A 20,726-nucleotide genomic window follows, 5' to 3' on the forward strand; every position below is an offset into this window, starting at 1 on the left:
CTCCGCGGTCACGTCGACTCCCTGACCACCAGTTCGGTGGGCAGGATCAGCGGGGTCGGCTCCTCACCGTCGATCAGGCGGACCAGCATGCGGGTCATCTCGCGGCCGAGCGCGATGATGGGCTGCCGAACGGTGGTGAGGGCCGGCCGGGTGTGCTGGGCCGCCCGGACGTCGTTGAAGCCGACGACCGCGACGTCGCCCGGTACCGTACGGCCGCGCTCGCGCAGCACGCCGAGGGCGGCGGCCGCCATCGCGTCGGAGGCGACGAACACCGCGTCCAGGTCCGGGTGTTCGTCGAGGAGCCGGCCGGTGGCCGCGGCACCGCCGGCCTCGGTGAAGTCGGCGTGGGCCACCCGGTGGTCGCTCAGCCCGGCCAGCGCCATCGCCTCGCGGTAGCCCAGGTAGCGGGAGACGCCGGCGTTCAGGTCCTGCGGACCGGTGACGGTGGCGATGCGGCTGCGTCCGGTGGCGACCAGGTGTTCCACGGCCTGCCGGGCTCCACCGCGGTTGTCGGCATCCACGTACCAGCGCGGTGTCCCGTCCAGCGGACGGCCGCCGTGGACCACCGGGACGCCTCCGGCCTCGGCCACCTTCGCCAGCGGGTCGTTCTCGCGCAGCGCCAGCAGCATGACCCCGTCCGCGCCCCGTGACTGCAGGATCCGGGCGAGTCTGCTCCGGCCGCGCTCCGAGGCGGCCAGGACCAGCAGGAGTTGGAGGTCGGTCTCCTCGATGACCGCGTTGACGCCGGCGATCACCTCGGCGAAGAAGAGGTTGGCGAACAGTGCGGGGTCGTCGCTGGAGATCGCCAGGACGACCGCACCGCGGCGCTGGGAGGCGAGCGACCGGGCCGCCATGCTGGGCACGTAGCCGAGCTCCGCGATGGCGCTCTGCACGGCCAGTCGGGCCTTGGCGCTGACGTGGTGGCGATCGTTGATGACCCGCGAGACGGTGCCCCGGGAGACACCGGCGCGCTCCGCCACCTCGTCGAGCGTGGGCTGCCGATTGCTCATGTACGAGCTGCTCCTGTTCCTGCATCGCGGACGGGGACCACCAGAACTGTATGCCTCGCCGGCCGCCGCGCCCCAGGGCCCGGCGGTTCTCGGCGACGCGGGTACCTCCGATCCAGTGCCGACCGGCTTTTCTGTGAGCGGTTACAGTCTGAACAACACCATTGAACTGGGTTGACGCCGCAGTTTCGGACCGGTGTTGACGTCTGCTCCCATGAAAACTGGGAGCGGTAACAGTCGCAGGCTAGAAGGACGCCCCGCCGTCTGGGAAGTGTTTCGACGGGGAAAATTATCCGAGTCGCAGCCGTTGACACGGTCGGTGGCCGACGCGACCATCGAGCACTGACGCCGCTCCGGGCCGGGACCCTGCCATCGAAGAGGTCCCGTCATGCCGATCCACCCGCACCTGCGCAACAGACCGCTCGCCCTGCTGACCGTCGTCCTCATGACCGGCCTCGGCCTGGCCGTGACGGGCTCGGCCACAGCCGCCGCGACCCCACCCGCGGACGCCACCTCCACCTCCACCGCCACCCCAACCTCCAGTTCCTCGACCCGCACCCTCGCCCCCGGCACCCGCTTCTACGTCAACCCGGACGGCTTCGCGGCGAAGCAGGCGAGGACGGACCTGTTCCGGCACGACCTCGCCGACGCCACCGCCATGGCGAAGCTGGCCAGTTGGCCCGGTGCGACCTGGTTCGGCGACGACACGCCCACCCAGGTGAACCACAAGGTGAAGAACCTGGTCCGGAAGGCCGCGGCGCAGCGGTCGGTTCCGGTGCTGGTCGCCTACGACATCCCGTTGCGCGACTGCTCGCAGTACTCGGCGGGCGGAGCCCAGTCGGACGCCGACTACCAGGCGTGGATCGCGGCGTTCGCCAAGGGCCTGGGCCGGAGCAAGGCCGTCGTCATCCTGGAGCCGGACGCCCTGGCGAACCTGCCCTCGGACTGCGGCGCGGCCACCGACCCGACCGGCGCGCTCAGCGCGGCCCGGCTCGCCGACCTCAGGTACGCGGTCGGCGTGCTGGAGGCACAGCCCGGTGCCTCGGTCTACCTCGACGCCGGGAACAGCCACTGGCTCGCCGTCGGCGACGCCGCCTCCCGGCTGATCCGGGCCGGAGTGGCCCAGGTCCAGGGCTTCTCGCTGAACGTCTCCAGCACCCAGCCGACCGCCCAGTCCGATCAGTACGGTAGCTGGGTCGCCAAGTGCATCTGGTTCGCCACCGAGGGGCCGGCCTGGGCCGCGGGCCACACCAACTACTGCGCGAGCCAGTACTACTCGGCCTCCGCCCCCAACGACTCGCTGCCCGGCGACAAGGTGTCCGCCAACGACTACAGCACCTGGCACTGGACCGACGCCTGGTTCGACAAGAACGTCGGCACGCCGCCCGCGGACCAGCTCACCCATTTCGTCGTGGACACCAGCCGCAACGGCCAGGGCGTCTGGACGCCGCCCCCGGGCAAGTACGCGGGTGACCCGCAGACCTGGTGCAACGCACCGGGCCGCGGCATAGGTGCCCGTCCGACCGCCGACACCCAGGTCCCACTGGCGGACGCCTACCTGTACGTGAAGACGATCGGCACCTCCGACGGCCAGTGCAACCGCAGCATCCCGGGCGGGACCGTCGATCCGGAGTACGGGGCAGTGGACCCGGTCGCCGGGGCCTGGTGGCCCGAGATGGCGCTGACGCTGGTCGGCAACGCCGACCCGGTCCTGACCTTCAACCGGAACCGGTGAGGGGGCCCGCCATGCGCCGCAGCGCCCTGCTCGGCACCGTCCTGGTTTCGTTCGCCTGCTGCCTGTTCGCAGCGCCGAGCGCCTCCGCCGACCCGCTCTCGGGAACGAGCGGCTTCTACGTCAACCCCGCCTCGGCCCCGGCGGCGTGGGTGGCGGCCAACCCGTCCGACTCGAGGGCGGCGAGTATCCGGTCCGCCATCGCCGCCGAGCCGATCGCCCGTTGGTTCGGGGACGATGGCGGCGACATCGGTACGGAGGTGAGCAGTTATGTCGGTACGGCCTACAGCCACGGCAAGGTGCCGGTGCTGGTCGCCTACGACATCCCCGACCGGGACGCGTGCAGCGGCTACTCGGGCGGCGGCGCGAGCAGCGTCAGCGCGTACGAGTCCTGGATCTCCACCTTCGCCGCGGCCGTCGCCGCCCGGCCCGCCGTGGTGGTGATCGAGCCCGACGCCCTGTCGGACTACAGCTGCCTGACGGCGGCTCAGCAGTCCTCGCGGACCGCGATGCTGCTGTTCGCGACCCGGATGTTCCAGACGAAGGCGACCGACACCTGGGCCTACCTGGACGCCGGACACACCAACTGGGTGGCTCCGGCGACCATGGCGGCCGAGCTGAAGGCCGCCGGTGTGGCCAACATCCGCGGCTTCTCGGTGAACGTCTCGAACTTCTACACCACCGGCTCGTCGGAGACCTACGCGAGCTCCATCAACGCCTCGCTCGGCGGGAGTTCGCACTTCGTGGTGGACACCAGCCGCAACGGCAACGGCTCGGACGGCGAGTGGTGCAACCCGTCCGGGGCGAAGCTGGGCACCACCCCGCAGTCGGGCGGCGGAGCCGACCTGCTGCTGTGGGTGAAGACACCGGGGGTCTCCGACGGGGAGTGCGGGACCGATCCGACCACCCCCGCCGGAACCTTCGATCCGGCGCTGGCCGTCGCACTGATCAACGGAACATGACGGACGCCGCCTGAACACCGTTGCGGGGCAGGGATCCTGACGGACCCTGCCCCGTACCGCGGATCAGGCCGACCGGGAGAGCTCGTCCCAGCGCACCAGCCCCTGCAGGGCCTGACCTGCCGTCAGCCGTTCCGCCTCGGCGGCGGTGAACTCCCCGAGCAGTCGCCGCTCGCGCCCCGACGCCCCGGCCACGTGCGGGGTGATCAGCACCTCGGGCAGCGACAGCAGCGGGTGGTCCGGCGGCAGCGGCTCCGGGTCGGTGACGTCCAACACCGCGGCGAGACGGCCGGCGCCGCACTCCTCCGCGAGCGCCTCGTGGTCGAGCAGCGAGCCTCGGGAGGTGTTGACGAGCACGGTCCCGTCGGGCAGCAGCCCCAACCGCCGGCGGTCGAACATGTGCCTGGTGGACGGCAGTTCCGGGGCGTGGACGGTGACCAGGTCGCAGCTGCGGCAGAGGGCGTCGAGCCCGGTGAGCTCGGCCCCCATCGCCGAGGCGGCCTCCGCACCGAGGTAGGGGTCGGCCAGCAGCACCCGCGCGCCCGCCACCACCAGGCCCGCCACCACCAGCCGTCCGACCCGGGACGCCCCGACCACGCCCACGGCCCGGCCGCGCAGTCCGATGCCGGTGGGCGTGGTCACCTGCCGCTCGTCCACCGGGGCGCGGCGGCCCGCCGGCAGTACCCGCTTGGCCGCCAGGACCAGTGCGGCGAGGGTGTACTCGGCGACGGGCACGGCGTTGACCCCGGCCGCCGAGGACACCTGTATCCCGCGCTCGAACACCTCCGGACCCACGAACGCCTTGACCGAACCGGCCGAGTGCAGCACGGCGCGCAGCCGCGGGGCCCGGTCCAGCACAGCGGCGTCGATCGGCGGCCCGCCCCAGCCGGTGACCACGACCTCGGTGTCGGCGAGGTCGACGCCGCCCAGGCTCGGGTAGGGGCCGCGCAGGTCCAGGCTGCGGCCGAGGCGGGCCAGCACGTCCGGCGGGAAGACGGCGGCGGTGTGGACGGGGTCGAACGCCAGGACTGCGGGCAGGCCGGCCACGCGGACTCCTTCTCTGTGGGTTTCCCTGTGGGTACGTGGGCTTCGTGGGCTTCGCGGTCTTCGCGGGTACGTGCTGCGCCCCCGGCAGACGCGCTGCCGGGGGCGCAGGTCGGTCGTCCGCAGGGCCTACTCCTTGACCGCTCCGGCGAGACCGTTGACGAAGTACCGCTGCAGCCCGAGGAAGACGGCGACGATGGGCAGCAGGGTGATCACCGACCCGGCGCAGACCAGCGTCCAGGCGGTGGAGTTCTCGCCGAGGAAGGTGAACATGCCGACCGTGAGCGTGTGCAGGTCCGGCCGCGACAGCGTGAACACCAGCGGGACGAAGAAGCTGTTCCAGGCGTTGATACAGCTGAACAGCGCGACGGTGGCCAGCATCGGCCCGGACAGCGGCAGCATGATCCGCCAGAACACCTGGTGGAAGTCGGCTCCGTCCACCCGGGCGGCCTCCTCCAACCCCCGGTCGATGGTGGAGAAGTAGCCCATGAACAGGAAGGTGCCGAAGACCATGCCGCTGGCCGACTGCACGATGATCAGCGCCCACAGGGTGTTGAGCAGGTGCAGCCGCTGGATGAGGTCGAACACCGGGATGATGGTGTAGCCGTGCGGCAGGAACAGCGTCGCGCCGATCAGGGCGAGCACGGCCTTCCTGCCGGGGAACTCGGTGCGGGCCAGGACGTAGCCGGCCATGGCGGTGGCCAGCACGGTGAGCACGACGGTCCCGCCGGCGAAGAGCACGGTGTTGAGGAAGTAGCGGCCGAAGTCCCCCTCCTCCCAGGCCTGGCTGTAGTTGGACCACTGCGGGTGGGTGGTGAACGGGTCAAGACCGGTGGCGAAGAAGTCGTCGTCGCTCTTGAGCGAGCCGCCGATGGCCCACAGGAACGGGTAGAGCCAGAGCAGTCCACCTGCGGTGAGGGCGAGGTAGAGCAGGCCGCGCCTGCCGGTGCGGGCGATCGGGCCGGTACGCATGGGGGCACCTTTCACAGCGCTGAGCCCGCGCGTCGCCGACCCAGCCGGCGCAGGGCCAGCACCTGCGCGGCGGAGAAGAGGATGAGCAGCAGGCCGTAGAGGAAGGAGGCGGCGGAGGCCAGGCCGACGTCGGGCTGGACCGCCCCGGAGCCGGAGCCGCCGCCGAAGGCCAGGTGGTAGATGTAGGTGTTGACGACCTCGGTAGCGAAGTAGGGGCCGCCGCCGGTGAGCACCTGCACCAGGTCGAACACCTGGAAGCTGCCGATGAACGCCAGCACCACGATGACCACGCCGACCTGGCGCAGCATCGGCAGGGTGATGGAGAAGAAGCAGCGGACCGGCCCGGCGCCGTCGATCCGGGCCGCCTCGTAGAGTTCGGCCGGGATGGTCTGCAGCCCGGCCATGAAGTAGACCAGGTTGTAGCCGAGGGTGTGCCAGATGCCGATCGCGATGACCACCGCCAGCGCGGTGTGCGGGTCGCCCAGCCAGTCGATGTGACTGCCGGTCAGCCCGGCCCCGGCGAACAGGCTGCCGGCCGCGTCGCCGAAGTTGGACAGCATCAGCTGCATCACCACGCCGACCACGGCGGCGGAGGTGACCACCGGGACGAAGTAGACGGTGCGGAAGAACATCCGGAACCGCAGCCTGGGGTTGTTCAGTACCAGCGCCAGCATCAGCGCGATCAGCAGCTGCACCGGGACCAGCACGAACGCGTAGACGAAGGTGTGCTCGACCGCGCCCCAGAAGATGGAGTCGTGCAGCACCTGGCGGAAGTTGGCCAGCCCCACGAAGTTCGACGGGCTGCCGATGCCGTTCCACTGGTAGAAGGTGTAGCCGAGCGAGGCGAAGATCGGGTAGACGACGAAGGCCAGTACCAGCACCGCCATCGGCGCGAGGTAGGCGTAGGACCAGCCGGCCGCGCGCACCCGCCGGCGCAGGCCGGTGCGGCGGACGGGAGCGGGCTCGGGCGTACCGGCGGGGTCCGGCCTGCGCCGGAGCCCGGGAGCGGAGAGGGTCATCGGGCCGCCGCTCAGGCCTTCGCTGTGGTGTACGGCCGGGTCGGGTCCCAGTCGGCGAACACATAGTCGGTCATGGCGGCCTTCTTGCCGCCCTTGGCCACTGCGGCCACAGCGGTGGAGAGGAGCTGCTCCTTCTCGCCGGCCAGGCTGCTCAGCGCCGACTGCAGGTCCTTGATCTGCCCGGTGTAGACGCCGGTGACCAGGTCGCCGATGTCGGACTTGGGGGCCTGCGGGGCGACCCCGGCCAGGTCGGGGTTGCGGATCACCGGCACCGGGCCGGTCAGTTCCTGCGCCGTCATGGCGACGAAGGCAGCGAAGGGCTTGGAGTCGATGCCGGCCGGTGCGTTGTCGGCCGGGTAGACCGAGACGCCGTTGAGGTCCTGCACCCAGCGGCGTCCGGCGGCGGGCGAGGTCAGCGCGTCCACCCACTGGAAGGCCTGTTGCGGGTGCTTGGTCCTGGCGGAGACCGCGGCGAAGGCGCCGGTGCCGACCGGGTCGGCGTAGTAGAAGGCCTTCGGTGTCGCCCCGGGGGAGGGGAGGGTGACCAGGCTGTAGTCGGTGAACCTGTGCTGGGTCCACTCGGGCTGGTTCCACACCCCGCCGACGGTCATGCCGAACCTGCCGCGCTCGAAGAAGGCGCGGGCCGCCTCGTCGGACAGGCTGAGCGAGTCGGGGTAGAAGTAGCCGCGCTGCTTCCACTGCACCATCAGGTCGAGGAAGTCGGCGTAGGAACGGTCGCTGGCGTAGGTCCACCTGCCGACGCGCAGGTCCAGGCCGGTGCCCGATCCGCTGGGAGCGCCGCCGGGGGCACCGGCCCCGCGCACGAACAGGTCCAGCCACCAGGCCATCAGTCCCATGTTGTCGCCGTTGCCGAAACCGAAGCCGTACGTCTTACCGCCGGACTTCCTGGTGATGGCGTCGGCGGCGGCGCTGACCTCGTCCCAGGTGGTGGGCGTCTTCACGCTGCCGTCCGGGTTGGTCAGCCCGGCGGTCCTGAACACGCCGTTGTGGATGTAGAGCTGGTACTGCGGGGCGGAGCCCTTGAGCGGGGCGGAGTAGACCTTGCCGCCGAAGACGTTGGCGCCTTCAATGAAGGTGCCGGCCGGGAAGCGGGACTGCCAGGAGGCGGTGGCCCACTGGTCGAGCGGGAGCAGCCAGCCGCGGTCCACCTGCTCGGCCAGTCCGGGGCTCTGCGGGACCATGAACACGTCCGGGGTGGAGCCGCTGCGGTAGGCGAGGGCGACCAGGTCGGCGTACTTGGCGGAGACCTGGGTGGTCTTCTTGACGGTCACGCCCGCATGGGCCTTCTGGAAGCGGGAGATCTCCCCGTCGACCCAGGGCGCCTGGGTGACGTACCAGTCCCAGTAGGCCAGCCCGGAGCCGCTGCCGGAGCCGGATCCGCTCGATCCGCAGGCGCTGAGCGCACCGCCGGCGGCGACCGCGCCGGCGGCGAGTGCCGAGCCGCGCAGGAAGGTTCTTCTGGACAGGGGCGAGGCGGTCATCTGCATGGACCTTCCGTGAGGGGAAGACGATGTAACGTTCATGGAAACGTTTACAGTGACGGGACGCTAGGTCCTGCCTGGAGAGCCGTCAATACTCCGCGCAGAATTCGCGAGTGGGTGTAGTCGGAGAGGGTCATCCTGTGTAACGTTTGCATCCGCGTTACACGATCCACTCGTACCGGAGGGCAGAACCATGGCACGTGGCCGCAGCTCGAGCGGGCGGCCGACCATCCGCGACGTGGCGGAGCGCGCGCAGGTCTCGGTCGCCACGGTCTCCCGCATCCTCAGCGGCTCCTACACCGCGCCGCCGGAGACCCAGGAACGGGTGATGAAGGCCGTCGAGGCGCTCGACTACGTCGTCAACGCCAATGCGCGCTCGCTGAACGCCAGGTCCGGACTGGTCGCGGTGGTGGTCAACGACATCACCTCGCCGTTCTTCATGAACGTCGCCTCCGGAGTCGAGGAGCAGGCCATGGCCGACGGCCGGGTCTGCATCGTCTGCTCCACCCAGGGCGTCCCCGAGCGCGAGCTCTCCGTCATCGAACTGCTGCGCGCCCGGGGGGTGGAGGCGGTGATCCTGGTCGGCGGCATGGCCGAGGGCGAGCAGCACCTCGGCCAACTCGCCGCAGCCGCCGAGGCGCTGGACCGCGCCGGGGCGCGCATGGTGCTCTGCGGACGCTCCTGGGCCGGGCCCGACGCTCCGATCGACGTGGTCGAGAGCGACGTGGAGGGGGGAGCGTTCGCCGCCACCAACCACCTGCTCTCCGCCGGCCACACCCGGGTCGCGCACCTGGCCGGACCGCACGAGTTCAGCGTCGCTCGGCAGCGCCTGCACGGCTACGAGCGCGCGCTGCGGGCCTACGGCATCGAACCCGACCCCGCCCTGATCGCGAGCAGCGACATGACCCGGGAGACGGGATACGCCGCCGCCCGCACCCTGCTCACCGGCACCGATGCCACCGCGGTCTTCTGCGCCAACGACATGAGCGCGGCCGGCGCCGTCGCCGCCGCCCGCGACCTGGGGCGCTCCGTGCCCGACGACGTGTCCGTCGTCGGTTTCGACGACATTCCGCTGGCCGAGGACGTCTACCCCGGCCTCACCACCGTGCACGTGCCGCAGCAGGAACTGGGCCGGTCCGCCACCCGGCTGGCGTTGCACCGGCGGGCCGGGGACCCGCCGCGCCGGCACGTGATGCTCGGCTCGCACATCGTCGTCCGGCAGTCGGTGGCACCGCCGGCCCGCCTCTCCGGAAAGGGAACCCCGTGATACCCGGCGACGACCGTCGGACCTCCCCGTACACCGGGTGGACCCGGGCCCACTGGGAGGAACTGGCGGACCGTCAACTCCTGGCGGTGCGGCCGTTCGCGACGCGGCGTCACGGACTGGTCGAACCGCTGGGCCCGGCCAGCCGCAACGGACGCCGCAGCGACGGGCTCGAAGGCTTCGCCCGCACCTTCCTGCTGGCCGGGTTCCGACTGGCCCAGGGGGGCGACGACGACCCCGCAGGCCTCGCCGAGTGGTACGCCGAGGGGCTGGCCGCCGGCTCCGACCCGGCCGCGGAGGACGCCTGGCCGCTGCTGGACGCGTGCGGCCAGGCCAAGGTGGAGTGCGCCTCGGTGGCCATCGCCCTGCACGAGTCCCGGCCCTGGATCTGGGACCGGCTCGACGACCGGGTGCGGCAGCGGATCGTCGAGTGGATGACCGCGATGCACGGCACCGAGGTCCCCGACAACAACTGGGTCTGGTTCCGCGCCGTCACCTCGGCCTTCCTGCGCTCGGTCGGCGCGCCGTTCCACGAGCCGGACATCGAGCACGCCGTGGCCCGCACCGAGCACTGGTACGCCGGCCACGGCTGGTACTCCGACGGCGGCCACCGGGAGTCGGACGGCCCGCAGTCGGACGGCCCGCAGTCGGGGCGCGGCCTGCGGAACTTCGACCACTACTCCGGCTGGGCCATGCAGTACTACCCGCTCTGGTACTGCCGCGTCTCCGGCGCCGACGCGGACCCCGCGCTGCTGCCCCGCTACCGCGAGCGGCTGCGCCGCTACCTCGACGACGCACCGTTCCTGGTCGGCGCGGAGGGCAGGCCGCTGCTCCAGGGACGGTCGCTGACGTACCGTTATGCGACCCTGTGCCCGCTGTGGGTCGGCGCGGTCTTCGACGCCACCCCGCTGAAGCCGGGGCTGACCCGGCGTCTGGCCAGCGGCACGCTGCGACACTTCGCGGAACGGGGCGCCTTCGACCCGCGTGGTCTGCAACCCCTGGGCTGGCACCGCGAGTTCACCGCGCTGCGGCAGCCGTACTCAGGGCCGGGCTCGCCGTACTGGTCCAGCAAGGGCTTCGCCGGGCTGGTGCTGCCCCGGGACCACCCGGTGTGGACCGAGGCGGAACTGCCGCTGCCGATCGAGGAGGGCGACTTCCGCCGCCGACTGGCCGCCCCGGGCTGGCTGGTCAACGGGACCGCCGCCGACGGGGTGGTCCGGGTGGTCAACCACGGCAGCGACCACGCCGGGTCGGGGCCGCCGGCGGCCGAGGCCGACGACCCGGCGTACGCGCGGCTGTGCTACTCCACCCACGCCTTCCCCGACAGCGGCGACGAGGCCCTGAACGACCCCCTGGACTCGCACGTAGCCCTGCTCGACCGAACCGGACGCCCGTCCCACCGCCGCCCGCTGACCCGGCTCCAACTGGACGAGCAGGTCGCGTCCTCCCGGCACCGGGCCCACTGGCCGCTCGGACCGGTGCCGGCGCCCTACGCGGACGGGCCCGCCGCACCCGCGTTCCGGGACGGACCGTGGATCACCACTGCCTCGGTGCTGCACGGGCCGCTCGAAGTCCGGCTGGTCCGGGTGGACGGCGCCGCGGACCAGCCACTGCGGCTGCGCGTGGGCGGGTACTGCCTCGCGGACGACGCGCCGCTGTCGGCGCAGACCTCCGCCGATCCCGGCCCCGACGCCGCTGCCTGGCTGCGCCGGTCCGACGGCGTGGCCTCCACCGTGGTCGGCCTGCGCGGCTTCGACCGGGCGGGTGTGGCCGGGGCCCGCGACGCCAACGCCCTCGGGCGGCACTCCGCGACGCCGTGGCTGGCCACCTCGGGCGCGGTCGTCCCCGGCGAGCTGTATGCCGCGCTGGTCTGCCTCTCCGGCACGGCGGCAGGGCCGGACACCGCCGAGGGGCTGCTGGTCGACGTCACGTCAGCCGAGGACGGTGCGCTGCTCGCCACCGTCGGTTGGGGCGACGGCAGGAGGGACAGCGTGCGCCTGTCCCCGCCGCAGTGAGCACGGCGGGGACAGGCGGGACCTGCGCGGGTGGTGCCGGTGCCCGGCCGGCTGCCTAGCCGAGGGTGAAGTCGTCCGCGTAGACGTTGGCCTGGCCGTACCAGCCGTGGACGAAGACGGTGACGGTGCCGCTGCTGCCGGTGGTGAAGGAGGTCGACAGCTGGTTCCAACTGGTGCTGTTGGACCAGGTGCTGGCGCTGGCGCCGCCGCTGACGCCGATGTAGGCGTAGGGGCCCTGGACCCAGCCGGTCAGGGTGTAGGTGTGGTTGGGGGACAGGGTGACCGTCTGGTCGCACTCGCCGGTGCTGCTGGCGCTGGGCACGACCTGCAGGGCGTGGCTGCCGGAGTGGACCGGGCTGGAGACCACCGCGCTGCCGGCGGCGCAGGTCCACGGGCTGAGGCTGCCGGTCTCGAAGCCGGCGTTGGTCAGCGAGCCGCCACCGCCGCCGCCGGAGGTGGTGCTGGTGACGGTCAGGGTGTAGGTCGCGCTGTGGCTGCCGGTGGAGGCGGTGCCAGTGACCGTGATCGGGTAGCTGCCCGCGGCCACGGACGAGCCCACCGTCGCCGTCAGCGTCGAACTGCCGCCGGAGGAGACGGAGGTCGGGCTGAGCGAGACGGTGACGCCGGAAGGCGCACCGGACGCGGAGAGGCTGACCGACTCGGCGCTGCCGGAGGTGACCGCCGTGGAGACCGTCGCGGTGGCGGAGCCGCCCTGGGCGACCGACGCCGAGCCCGGTGAGACGGCGAGCGAGAAGTCACTGGTGGTGGTGCCGCCACCGCCGCCCGAGCTGCCCTCGTACGGTACGAACGCGTCCGTGAAGGCCAGGCTGTTCTGGCTGATCTCGCTGCAGGTGGACAGCGAGTTGGCGGTGCCGCTGCAGGGCTGGTCGCGGTCGACCGACCAGAACGCCAGCCGTCCGACGCTGTGCTGCACGGCGAAGCTCTCCACCGTCTGGGCGTCGGCGAGGGTGAAGGTCGAGCCGTCGTCGTTCTTGCCGATCATCGGGGTGATCCCGAGGTTGGCGTAGGTGTAGCTGGAGTCGACGGCCTGCATCTGCGCCAGCGTGGCCTGGGCGGCGGCGACCGAGCCCTGGCCCATCTCGGTGCCGGTGCCGGAGTAGTAGTCCATGGTCATGATGTTGACCACGTCGATCTTGATGCCCGCGGTCTTGGCGGCCTTGAGGATGTTGATGCCGTCGTTGGTCAGCCCGCTGGCCAGCACCGGCAGGGTCATCGAGAACTGCAGGCCGGGGTTGGACGCCTTGAGGTCCTTCATCGCCTGCATCTGCCGGGCCGCGGCGGCGGTGTCCGCGACCGCGGCGCCCTCGACGTCGAAGTCCAGCTGGCTGACCCCGTAGTCGTTGATGATGGCCTGGTACCCGGCGTCGATGCTGCTCTGGGTGGAGCAGGTCCAGGCGAGCGGCTCGCCGGCGGAGCCGCCGGAGGAGACGATCACGGAGGCGCCCTCGGACTTCGCCTTGGCGATCAGCGGGTCGGTGTAGGAGTCGGCGCCGATGGGGAGGGTGTCGCCCCAGATCTGGGTACAGCCCTCGCCGAGCACGAAGGCCGCGGTGTAGGCCTTGAGGCCGTGTCCGGTGATGGCGGTGTCGAGCATGCCCTCCTGGCCGTTGGACATGTCGACGTAGGGGGCCACGGAGTAGACGCTGCCCGTGGCGGCGCTGCTGGTGGGGGCCAGAGCGACGACCGCGCCGGCGGTCGTGAGCGCGAGAGCGCAGGCGGAAGCTGCAAGCTTTGCCAGGTGCATGACAGTGATCCCTTTCGGGGGATGCCCCGTCGGGCGTGGGGGTGTGGGGGTCGTGCGGCGCAGGCCTGGCGTTGGTACATACCAAACAACCTGTGCGGGTCCACGTCAAGAGGACTAGACCAAATTCCTGGACTGCCAGGCAACTCCCAGTGCGGTACCAGCAGATGACGATTCGTCGGCTGTCAGAAGAGCGTCGGCGGGCCGGTGGGGACCGGCTCGGGGAGCGGTTCGAGCCCGGGGACCAGACTGCTGACGCCGTCGTGGAAGCGGCGGGCGAGGGAGAGCGCCTGCTCGTTGTCCGGGGTGTGCAGGAACACCGTGGGGGAGCGGCCCTCGCGCAGCCAGTCGGCCACCGTGCCGGTCCAGTGGCGCCAGCCCGCCGCGGTGGGCTGCGCGCCGTCCCGTCCGAGCTGCTCCCGTCCGAGCTGGTCCCTGCCGATGTAGCGGACCACCGGGTGCTCGGTCAACGCCCGTGACCTGCGCGGGAGTCGGGGCTTCTTCTGCCAGGCCTCCAGCTCCGCCGCGCTGCTGGGCGGGGCCGCGAACAGGTCGGTGGTGTCGAACGAGGTCCACTCGGCGCCGACGTCGTTCAGGACCCCCTCCAACCGCCGTTCCCAGCGCGGGTCCTCGAAGAACGCCGGGTGCCGCACCTCGACCGTGCAGCGGAGCCCGCGCGGTACCCGGTGCAGGAACGCGGCCAGCGTGCCGAGGTCCGACGGGCCGAAGGACGCCGGCAGTTGCACCCACAGCGCGTGCACCCGCGGACCGAGCGGCTCGACCACGTCCAGGAAGGAGCGCAGCAGGCCGTCGGTGTCGGCCAGCCGGCGCTCATGGGTGATCTGCTTGGGCAGCTTGAGCAGGAACCGGAAGTCCGGTGCGGTCTGCTCGGCCCAGGAGGCGGCCGTGGCCGCGGACGGCGTGGCGTAGAAGGTGGTGTTGCCCTCCACCGCGTTGCACCAACTCGCGTACGCGCGCAGCCGTTCCCGGGGCGGGAGCGGGTGCGGCAGCAGGCTGCCCTGCCAGGCGGCGTGCGTCCACATCGCACATCCGACGTGGAGTTTCATGCCCGTCAGCCTAGTGCAGGCCCAGTGCTCGAACATGCCCTGCACGCGGTGCGGCGCCCGGGCCCGGCGGGTCGACCGGCTCAGTCCTGGATGCGGGCGGCCAGGACGGCGATGTCGTCGTCGGGGACGGCGGGGGTGACGTCGGCCAGGACCTGGTCCAGCAGTTGCTCCAGGGGTGTGCCGCTGCGCGGGCGTTGCAGCCGGGTGAGCCTGGCCAGCGAGGCGTCGATGTCCTCGGTGCGGCGCTCGACCAGACCGTCGGTGTAGAGCAGCAGCACCTGCCCGGGGTCCAGCGGGTGGACCACCGCCTCGTAGTCGCCCAGGCCGGTCCCCAACGGGGGGCCGGTGGGCACCGAGAGCAGCTGCGCCGGCCCGGCGGGCCGCAGCAGGGTGGGCGGCAGATGCCCGGCGCTGGCGAAGGTGGCCCGGTGGCGCGCGGGCTCGACCAGGGCGAGCAGGCAGGTGGCGGGGCGGGTGGCGTCGCTCTGCGAGGTGAGGTGGTCCAGCTGCCGCAGGATGCGGTGCGGCGGCAGGTCGGTGGCCGCGACGTAGCGCAGCAGGGTGCGGTAGGCGCTCATGTCCACGGCCGCCTCGACCCCGTGGCCCATGACGTCGCCGATGACCAGCAGGGTGCGTCCGAAGGACAGCCGGATGGTCTCGAACCAGTCGCCGCCGACCATCGCGGAGGTGCCGCAGGGCAGGTAGCGCGAGGCCAGCTCCAGGTTGGCGTGCGGGCTGCCCGGCTCCGCCAGCAGGGCGCGCTGCAGCTCCATGGTCAGGTCCTGGGCCAGCGCATGGCGGCGGGCGTTGTCGATGCTCCGCGCGGCCCGGTCGGCGACGGCCTGGATCATCGCGTGGTCCTCCCCGAAGGGCACGAAGGACACCCCGTGCGCGGACCGGAGCAGCGAGAGGACCCCGATGAGCTGCCCCCGGGCCCGCAGCGGGACCAGCAGCACCGACCTGCCACCGGCAGCGCCCGCGTCGATCTCGCAGGAGAAGACCTCGGCGGGCGCCCCGTCGCCGGGGGCGCTGCCGCTGTGCCGGTTGTCCAGCAGGACCAGGCCGCTCTCCAGGCACTGTGATGTCGGACACTCCGGCTGGTGCCGCACCCAGGTACCGACCGGTGCCGGGGCCTCCGGGCCGAGGCGCAGCGCCGGGACCGCCTCCAGGGCGGTCCGCTGCGCACGCAGCGGACCCGAGCTCAAGGTCAGTCCGGCCGGGAGCGCCTCGGGGGGCAGGATCTCCACGCTCGCCAGATCCGCGAACCGGGGCACCGCGAACCTGGCCAGTTCGGCGCAGGTGGCCTCCAGGTCCAGCGAGGTGCCGATGCGTTCGGATGCCTCGTTCAGCAGCACCAGCCGCTCACGCTCGGCCAGCAGATCGCGCAGGTCGCCGGTGCCGGGGGCCGCCGAGGCCCGCACCGCTTCACCGTTGCCCGGGCCGGCGCCCGATCCCTCGGAACGCACCCCGCCTCCCTGGTCCGATCCCCGTCCCGAAAGAACAATCATCGGACCCTGAGACCCTTCACGCATCCCGGAAACGTGGCAGCCGACGTCGATACACGGAGATCCTATGTCGCCGCAGAGGCAACTCGGCCGCCAACAAACCCACAATTTCGCACACCCGCCGCCTCCGCCGCGGCAGCGCGGAAGTGACGCCTGATGCAGGTGCGACGACGGTGACCGCGCAGTCTCACACCGTGTCCGTCGGCCGGAGCCCCGGCTCCAGCACCATGGCACTGATCTCGACGGCGGCGCGCTCGCCGACGGTGGGCCGCCGGAGCAGGCGGTCCAGCCGGGGGACGGCGACGCGACCGACCCGGACGTCGTCGATCCCGGTGCGGCAGGAGATGGTGAGTTCGTTCTTCCCGGTGAAGACGACGCCTGTGACATCGGCCCAGGGAACCCGGTGTCCATGCCACATCCTGCGAATGCGCAGTCCGAAGGCGTCCGCGGTGATCCGCCAGCTGATCACCTGGAGGCAGGCCACCGCCCCGGAGCACAGCAACGGCACCCAGAGGATCAGGGTCCACCACCTGGAGGCCACCATCAGGGCGACGACCGCGCCGGATATCAGCAGGGTGAGTGCCGCGACTGCGCGGGTCGCCGCATCCGCCTGCCGGCGCACCGGTCCGCTCGCCGGTGCCATGGCGGCGAGGGCCTGCTGGACCTGGGCCTCGGTGACGATGCTGGGCGCGGCCTCGCGTTCGGCGGTGCGAGCGTAGGAGTCGGCGGCGGCACCTCGTCGTATCGCGGAGATGTTCACCTCGACGAGCCACTGTCCGGCCTCCGTCGCGCTCGCCAGCACCAACGCAGCACCCCCGCACGGCGCCCCGTAGAGCAGCCCCTGCCGGAGTGAGGTCCACTGCCCGTCGTGCGGCTGGTAGTTCAGCACGGGGTGCAGGGCGTCGGTGTCGTCCGCCGCGAATATCTCGGTGCGGCCGTGGTTGCGGCGGGTCAGCACGCGCAGCACCGGCACCGGGCCACGGCGCAGCGCGGCATCGCGTCGGTGGGCGAGCAGGCCCCAGCCGAGCAGGGTCAGGCCGAGGGCGGCGCAGAGGAGGGCGACCACCTGACGGTCGGTGGGGTCGCCGTAGGGCTCGGAGGCCAGCCGCATCCAGTCGCCGTGCACCAGCACCCGCACGGTGCTGCCGTTCCGGTAGCTGCCCTGCACGTCGAATCGGTGCCGAGTGCCGTCGGGCAGGCGGACGGTGAGGGTGTAGTCGTCGTTGTCGACCGCCACCACGCGGGCGTCCTGCGCGGTGGCCGCAGCGGCCTTGCGGTCGTCGGCACGGTCGTCCAGGACGATGCCCGCGATCAGGACGGCGGCCACCGTGCAGGCCAGTGCACCGGCGACCCAGCGGATCAGACCCTGGCGCACCCGCGGCCCGCCCGGCGCCGGGGCGGAGGCGGTGATGCCGCCGGCCGCGTCGTGCACCGCCGAGCGTGCCTTCCGCCTGGTCCGCAGCCGGGTTGCCATGGCTGCCCAGCCCCAGCAGAGTGCCACCACCACGACGGTGTCCGCGATCTTCTCGCCCGCGCCGCCCTGCCAGGTGGACGGTTCTGTCATCCACAGCAGCAACAGCGGCGCGGAGACGACGGCCAGTTCGGGAAGCAGGAACAGCCACAGCAGATGCGGCAGAAAGGCCATAGTCCCGACCGCGTCGAGCCAGTCCGTCGTGCAGGGCGCCGTCACCGAGCACGCCGGGCAGGCCGGCGAGAACACCATCGCCGCGACCACGGACCCGAACAGCAACAGTGCCGGACCCAGCGGTCGGGCCCAGAGAGGAACACTGATGGTGGCCCAGCGTCCTGCGTCGGCGGCAAGCCAGGGTCTTGCGGGCACATCTGCCGGGGAGACCGGGATGATCGTCATCCCGGCATTATGGGGCTACCGGCTGTCTGCGGGCTGAGCGCGGAATGGCCGCCGCTCGCGCCCGATCGGCCAGAGCGGGTCCGCTCTGAGGGCCATCAGTCCGGTGCGGACGGCATCAAGCGCGCATATGCCGATTTGTCCCTGAACAGACCCCGATTCGGGATGGATCCTGGCTCGTTCCGGGTACGGATGAGCGACAGAGGAAGAGGACCGTCGGACGGAGGGGGACTCCAGTGGACGACCAGCTGTCAGGGAAGGGCTCGATCGGGGAGCACCTGTTGCAGTGGGAGTTCGGCACCGCCGAGCGGGCCGGGGCCTTCTACCGCGACCAGGTGCTGGACCACCTCAACCCGCGGATGCGGGAGTTCGTCTCCTGGCAGGAGATGGTTTTCGTGGCGACCGCCGACGGCGAGGGGGAGTGCGACTGCTCGTTCCGGGCCGGGCCGCCGGGGTTCGTCCAGGTGCTCGGGGACACCTCGCTGGCCTACCCCGACTACCGGGGGAACGGGGTGATGGCGAGCCTGGGGAACTGCAGCGAGAACGCCCATATCGGGCTGCTGTTCCTGGACTTCGACGTGCACCGGATCGGACTGCACGTCAACGGCACGGTCCGGCTGGTGCAGGACGACCAGATGCGTTCGGAGCATCCGGATCTGCCGGTCGACCCGGTGCCCGGCCGCCGCCCCAGGATCTGGGTCGAGGTGTCGGTCCAGGAGGCGTACATCCACTGCTCCAAGCACATCCCGCGGTTGGCGAAACTGCCGAGCGGCGGCCGGGCCTGGGGCACGGACGACGTGCGGCGCAAGGGCGGGGACTGGTTCGGTGCGGCGGCCGAGCAGCGGATCGCGGCCGCGGACGGCCAGCCGCAGCAGCCCGAACCCGTGGAGCGGGGTTCGGGCCACCGCGCGCCCGATCCGGTCAGGCGTTCATGAACTGACCGGGCGTCAGCGCCCGCCCGGTGATCCGGACGTCACCGATGGTGCCGTGGAAGACCTGGTTGATGGCGCCGGCCCACTGGTAGCCGCCGAGCAGGAACGGCATGCCGAGGGCGGTCAGTCCGACGGCGGTGCTGGTGGGGTTGCGGCCCTCCTCGCAGCCGTTGACGTAGAGCTTGCTGATCCGGCCGTCGTTGACCACGGCGACGTGCCACCACTGCTCCTGCTGCAACAGGTGGCTCCAGGCGGTGGTGGCCCCGTTCTGGTTCAACGGGTAGACGTTCCACTGCAGTTCGATGGAGCTGGACAGGCTGAGGGTGAGGATGGGCTCCTCCGCGGTGGCGGTGGGGCCGTTCTTGCCCGCCTGCCCGGCGCTGCCGGCCCGGCTGAGCATCGCCGACCAGCCGTTGCGGCCGCCGTCCCAGTCGGAGGGCACCTTGAAGAACGCCTCGAAGGTGTAGCCGTGGGCGAAGGTCTCGCCGTTGATCGGCGCCTGGTCGACCGTCTGCAGGTACGAGCCGCTGACCGGGTTGCCCTGGCCGGCGAAGACCAGGCCGGCGTGGGCGGGCTGGTCGGGGTGGTGGTCCGCGGTCCAGCTGAGCGAGTGCGCCGGGGTGCCCGGGGCGCTGCGCAGCACCAGGTCGTTGCCCTTCCCGGTCTGGTCCTTGATGACCGTGTCCGCGGCCACGTCGCTGCCGGCCGCCCCGCCGTCGTCGAAGCGCCAGTAGGCGAGGGTGCCGGGCAGCAGCATCCGCCGGGCCGGTCGGGCCTTGCGGGCCGGGACCGGTGCGAAGCCGGCGAAGCGCTGGTCGAAGTCGATCTCCATGGAGAAGTAGTCGACCTTGGAGGTGAGTTCGAGCTCCTGCGCGGCGAGGGCGTTGGCCTCGTCCTTCTCCACCAGCTCGCGGATCCACGGGGAGAAGGTGGCGATGTCGACCATGCCGCGGTTGAGGTCGAAGCGGTACGAGCGGATCATGCCGGCGCCGCCGTAGTACCGGTCCTGGTAGTTGGTGATGTGCAGCTGCACGTCGTTGCCGGCGCTGTTCTTCAGCACGGTGCTGCCGGGCGGCCAGTAGTGGCCGTTGAGGGTGAGGAAGATCTGGTCGTTGTCCTTGATCAGTCCGTCCCACAGCTGCTGCCCGTAGGCGGACAGGCTTGCCGCGCCGTCCTCGTCGGCGCCGACGATCTCATGGGTCGTCACGATCACCGGCAGCGTCGGGTTGTCGGCGATGACGGCGTTGGCCCAGGCGAAGCCCTGCTCCGACAGCCGCCAGTCCAGCGACAGCAGCATCCACTTGCGGCCGCCACCGGTGAAGACGTGGGCGGTGTTGTAGCCGTCCGGGCTGGAGGAGTGGTAGCCCGGCGTCCTCCTGGCCCGGGCCGGGCCGAAGGTGTCCAGGTACGGGGTGCTGCCGCGCTGGTCGGTGCCGGACACGTCGTGGTTGCCGGCCAGCACGCCGTACGCGGCCCCGGCCCGGTCGAGCAGGTCGAACACCTTGGTGGCGGCGGCGTACTCCTCGGCGAGACCGTTGTTGGTCACGTCGCCGAGGTGCGCCAGGAAGACGATGTTCTCGTCGGGGCCGCCGGCCCGGCCGGCCGGGTCCAGGACGTAGCGGAACGAGGCCTCCATGGGCACCGGGTGGATCCGGTCCTCGTCGAACATGTACTGGGTGTCGGGCATCACGACGACGGTGAAGCGGGGGTTCTCCGGGTCCGGGCTCCAGGTCCCGCGCGGGGCGGGCACCATCGTGGTCAGACCGTACGGGTCGTCGTCCGCGCCACCGCCGTTGCCCTTCCCGGCTCCGCCGGTCGAAGCGTACGCGGGGGTCTCGGTGAGCAGCCCCGCGGCCGCGGCCCCGGCGCCGAGCGCACCGGCCCGGTGCAGGAAGGTGCGGCGGCTGGACGCGGCGATGCCGTCGCCGTCGAGGTCAGCGGTGCGGGGGCAGCCGCAGTCGGCCGCGTGCTGGTCGTCCCCAGGAGTGCTGTGCATGTCCGCTCCAATGTGCCGAGTATTCGAACGGAGTCACGCTAGGGACGCCCCGGGTACGCCGGACCCGCGCGCCGGGTACCGGC

The 20,726-nt window shown here is 71.8% G+C and carries 16 protein-coding genes; 6 read left to right on the top strand and 10 right to left on the bottom strand.

Annotated elements, in window-relative coordinates:
• Positions 1–8: 8 nt before the first annotated feature.
• Positions 9–1,010: a LacI family DNA-binding transcriptional regulator gene (locus ABUW04_RS17810; protein ID WP_380565678.1), complete on the bottom strand. Its 1,002-nt coding sequence runs from the start codon at positions 1,008–1,010 to the stop codon at positions 9–11.
• Between ABUW04_RS17810 and ABUW04_RS17815 the strand changes: the two genes are divergently transcribed.
• The 3 genes from ABUW04_RS17815 (at position 1,009) to ABUW04_RS17825 (ending at position 3,701) form a co-directional block, all read left to right on the top strand.
• Entirely contained in the window at positions 1,009–1,185 is a 177-nt protein-coding gene (locus ABUW04_RS17815) for a hypothetical protein (protein WP_380565679.1), read from the top strand. The two genes, ABUW04_RS17810 and ABUW04_RS17815, sit on opposite strands and share 2 nt — an antisense overlap.
• A gap of 210 nt (positions 1,186–1,395) precedes the next feature.
• Positions 1,396–2,742 (top strand): glycoside hydrolase family 6 protein, encoded by a 1,347-nt coding sequence (locus ABUW04_RS17820; RefSeq protein WP_380565680.1) that lies wholly within the window; start codon positions 1,396–1,398, stop codon positions 2,740–2,742.
• An 11-nt stretch (positions 2,743–2,753) separates the two neighbouring features.
• Positions 2,754–3,701, top strand: coding sequence for a glycoside hydrolase family 6 protein (locus ABUW04_RS17825; protein WP_380565681.1), 948 nt, complete (start codon positions 2,754–2,756; stop codon positions 3,699–3,701).
• A gap of 63 nt (positions 3,702–3,764) precedes the next feature.
• Here ABUW04_RS17825 and ABUW04_RS17830 read toward each other — a convergent pair whose 3' ends face one another.
• The 4 genes from ABUW04_RS17830 to ABUW04_RS17845 form a co-directional block, all read right to left on the bottom strand.
• Entirely contained in the window at positions 3,765–4,745 is a 981-nt protein-coding gene (locus tag ABUW04_RS17830) for a hydroxyacid dehydrogenase (protein WP_380565682.1), read from the bottom strand.
• Between the two features lie 126 nt (positions 4,746–4,871).
• Complete coding sequence (locus ABUW04_RS17835; protein WP_380565683.1) at positions 4,872–5,714, bottom strand: carbohydrate ABC transporter permease; 843 nt, start codon at positions 5,712–5,714, stop codon at positions 4,872–4,874.
• Positions 5,715–5,725: 11 nt separating this feature from the next.
• Entirely contained in the window at positions 5,726–6,733 is a 1,008-nt protein-coding gene (locus ABUW04_RS17840) for a carbohydrate ABC transporter permease (RefSeq protein ID WP_380565684.1), read from the bottom strand.
• Between the two features lie 11 nt (positions 6,734–6,744).
• Positions 6,745–8,235: an ABC transporter substrate-binding protein gene (locus tag ABUW04_RS17845; protein ID WP_380565685.1), complete on the bottom strand. Its 1,491-nt coding sequence runs from the start codon at positions 8,233–8,235 to the stop codon at positions 6,745–6,747.
• A gap of 238 nt (positions 8,236–8,473) precedes the next feature.
• On the opposite strand from ABUW04_RS17845, the gene ABUW04_RS17850 reads away from it, so the two are divergent.
• A complete protein-coding gene (locus ABUW04_RS17850; protein ID WP_084714694.1) occupies positions 8,474–9,502 on the top strand; it encodes a LacI family DNA-binding transcriptional regulator in 1,029 nt (342 codons plus the stop codon).
• The gene (locus tag ABUW04_RS17855; protein WP_380565686.1) at positions 9,499–11,514 is read left to right on the top strand and encodes a DUF2264 domain-containing protein; all 2,016 of its coding nucleotides are present in this window, start codon (positions 9,499–9,501) and stop codon (positions 11,512–11,514) included. The genes ABUW04_RS17850 and ABUW04_RS17855 overlap by 4 nt, the downstream gene beginning before the upstream one ends.
• Before the next feature lie 55 nt (positions 11,515–11,569).
• Here ABUW04_RS17855 and ABUW04_RS17860 read toward each other — a convergent pair whose 3' ends face one another.
• The 4 genes from ABUW04_RS17860 to ABUW04_RS17875 form a co-directional block, all read right to left on the bottom strand.
• Entirely contained in the window at positions 11,570–13,279 is a 1,710-nt protein-coding gene (locus ABUW04_RS17860; protein ID WP_380565687.1) for a carbohydrate binding domain-containing protein, read from the bottom strand.
• Between the two features lie 182 nt (positions 13,280–13,461).
• A complete protein-coding gene (locus ABUW04_RS17865) occupies positions 13,462–14,343 on the bottom strand; it encodes a DUF72 domain-containing protein (protein WP_380565688.1) in 882 nt (293 codons plus the stop codon).
• A gap of 80 nt (positions 14,344–14,423) precedes the next feature.
• Complete coding sequence (locus ABUW04_RS17870) at positions 14,424–15,809, bottom strand: PP2C family protein-serine/threonine phosphatase (protein WP_380565689.1); 1,386 nt, start codon at positions 15,807–15,809, stop codon at positions 14,424–14,426.
• 226 nt (positions 15,810–16,035) lie between these two features.
• Entirely contained in the window at positions 16,036–17,718 is a 1,683-nt protein-coding gene (locus ABUW04_RS17875) for a hypothetical protein (RefSeq protein WP_380565690.1), read from the bottom strand.
• A gap of 233 nt (positions 17,719–17,951) precedes the next feature.
• On the opposite strand from ABUW04_RS17875, the gene ABUW04_RS17880 reads away from it, so the two are divergent.
• Complete coding sequence (locus ABUW04_RS17880; RefSeq protein ID WP_380565691.1) at positions 17,952–18,650, top strand: pyridoxamine 5'-phosphate oxidase family protein; 699 nt, start codon at positions 17,952–17,954, stop codon at positions 18,648–18,650.
• On the opposite strand, the gene ABUW04_RS17885 is transcribed toward ABUW04_RS17880, so the two are convergent.
• Positions 18,637–20,643, bottom strand: coding sequence for a LamG-like jellyroll fold domain-containing protein (locus ABUW04_RS17885; RefSeq protein WP_380565692.1), 2,007 nt, complete (start codon positions 20,641–20,643; stop codon positions 18,637–18,639). The two genes, ABUW04_RS17880 and ABUW04_RS17885, sit on opposite strands and share 14 nt — an antisense overlap.
• Positions 20,644–20,726: the final 83 nt, after the last annotated feature.

Source organism: Streptacidiphilus jeojiensis, assembly GCF_042510965.1.
Classification (GTDB): domain Bacteria; phylum Actinomycetota; class Actinomycetes; order Streptomycetales; family Streptomycetaceae; genus Streptacidiphilus; species Streptacidiphilus jeojiensis.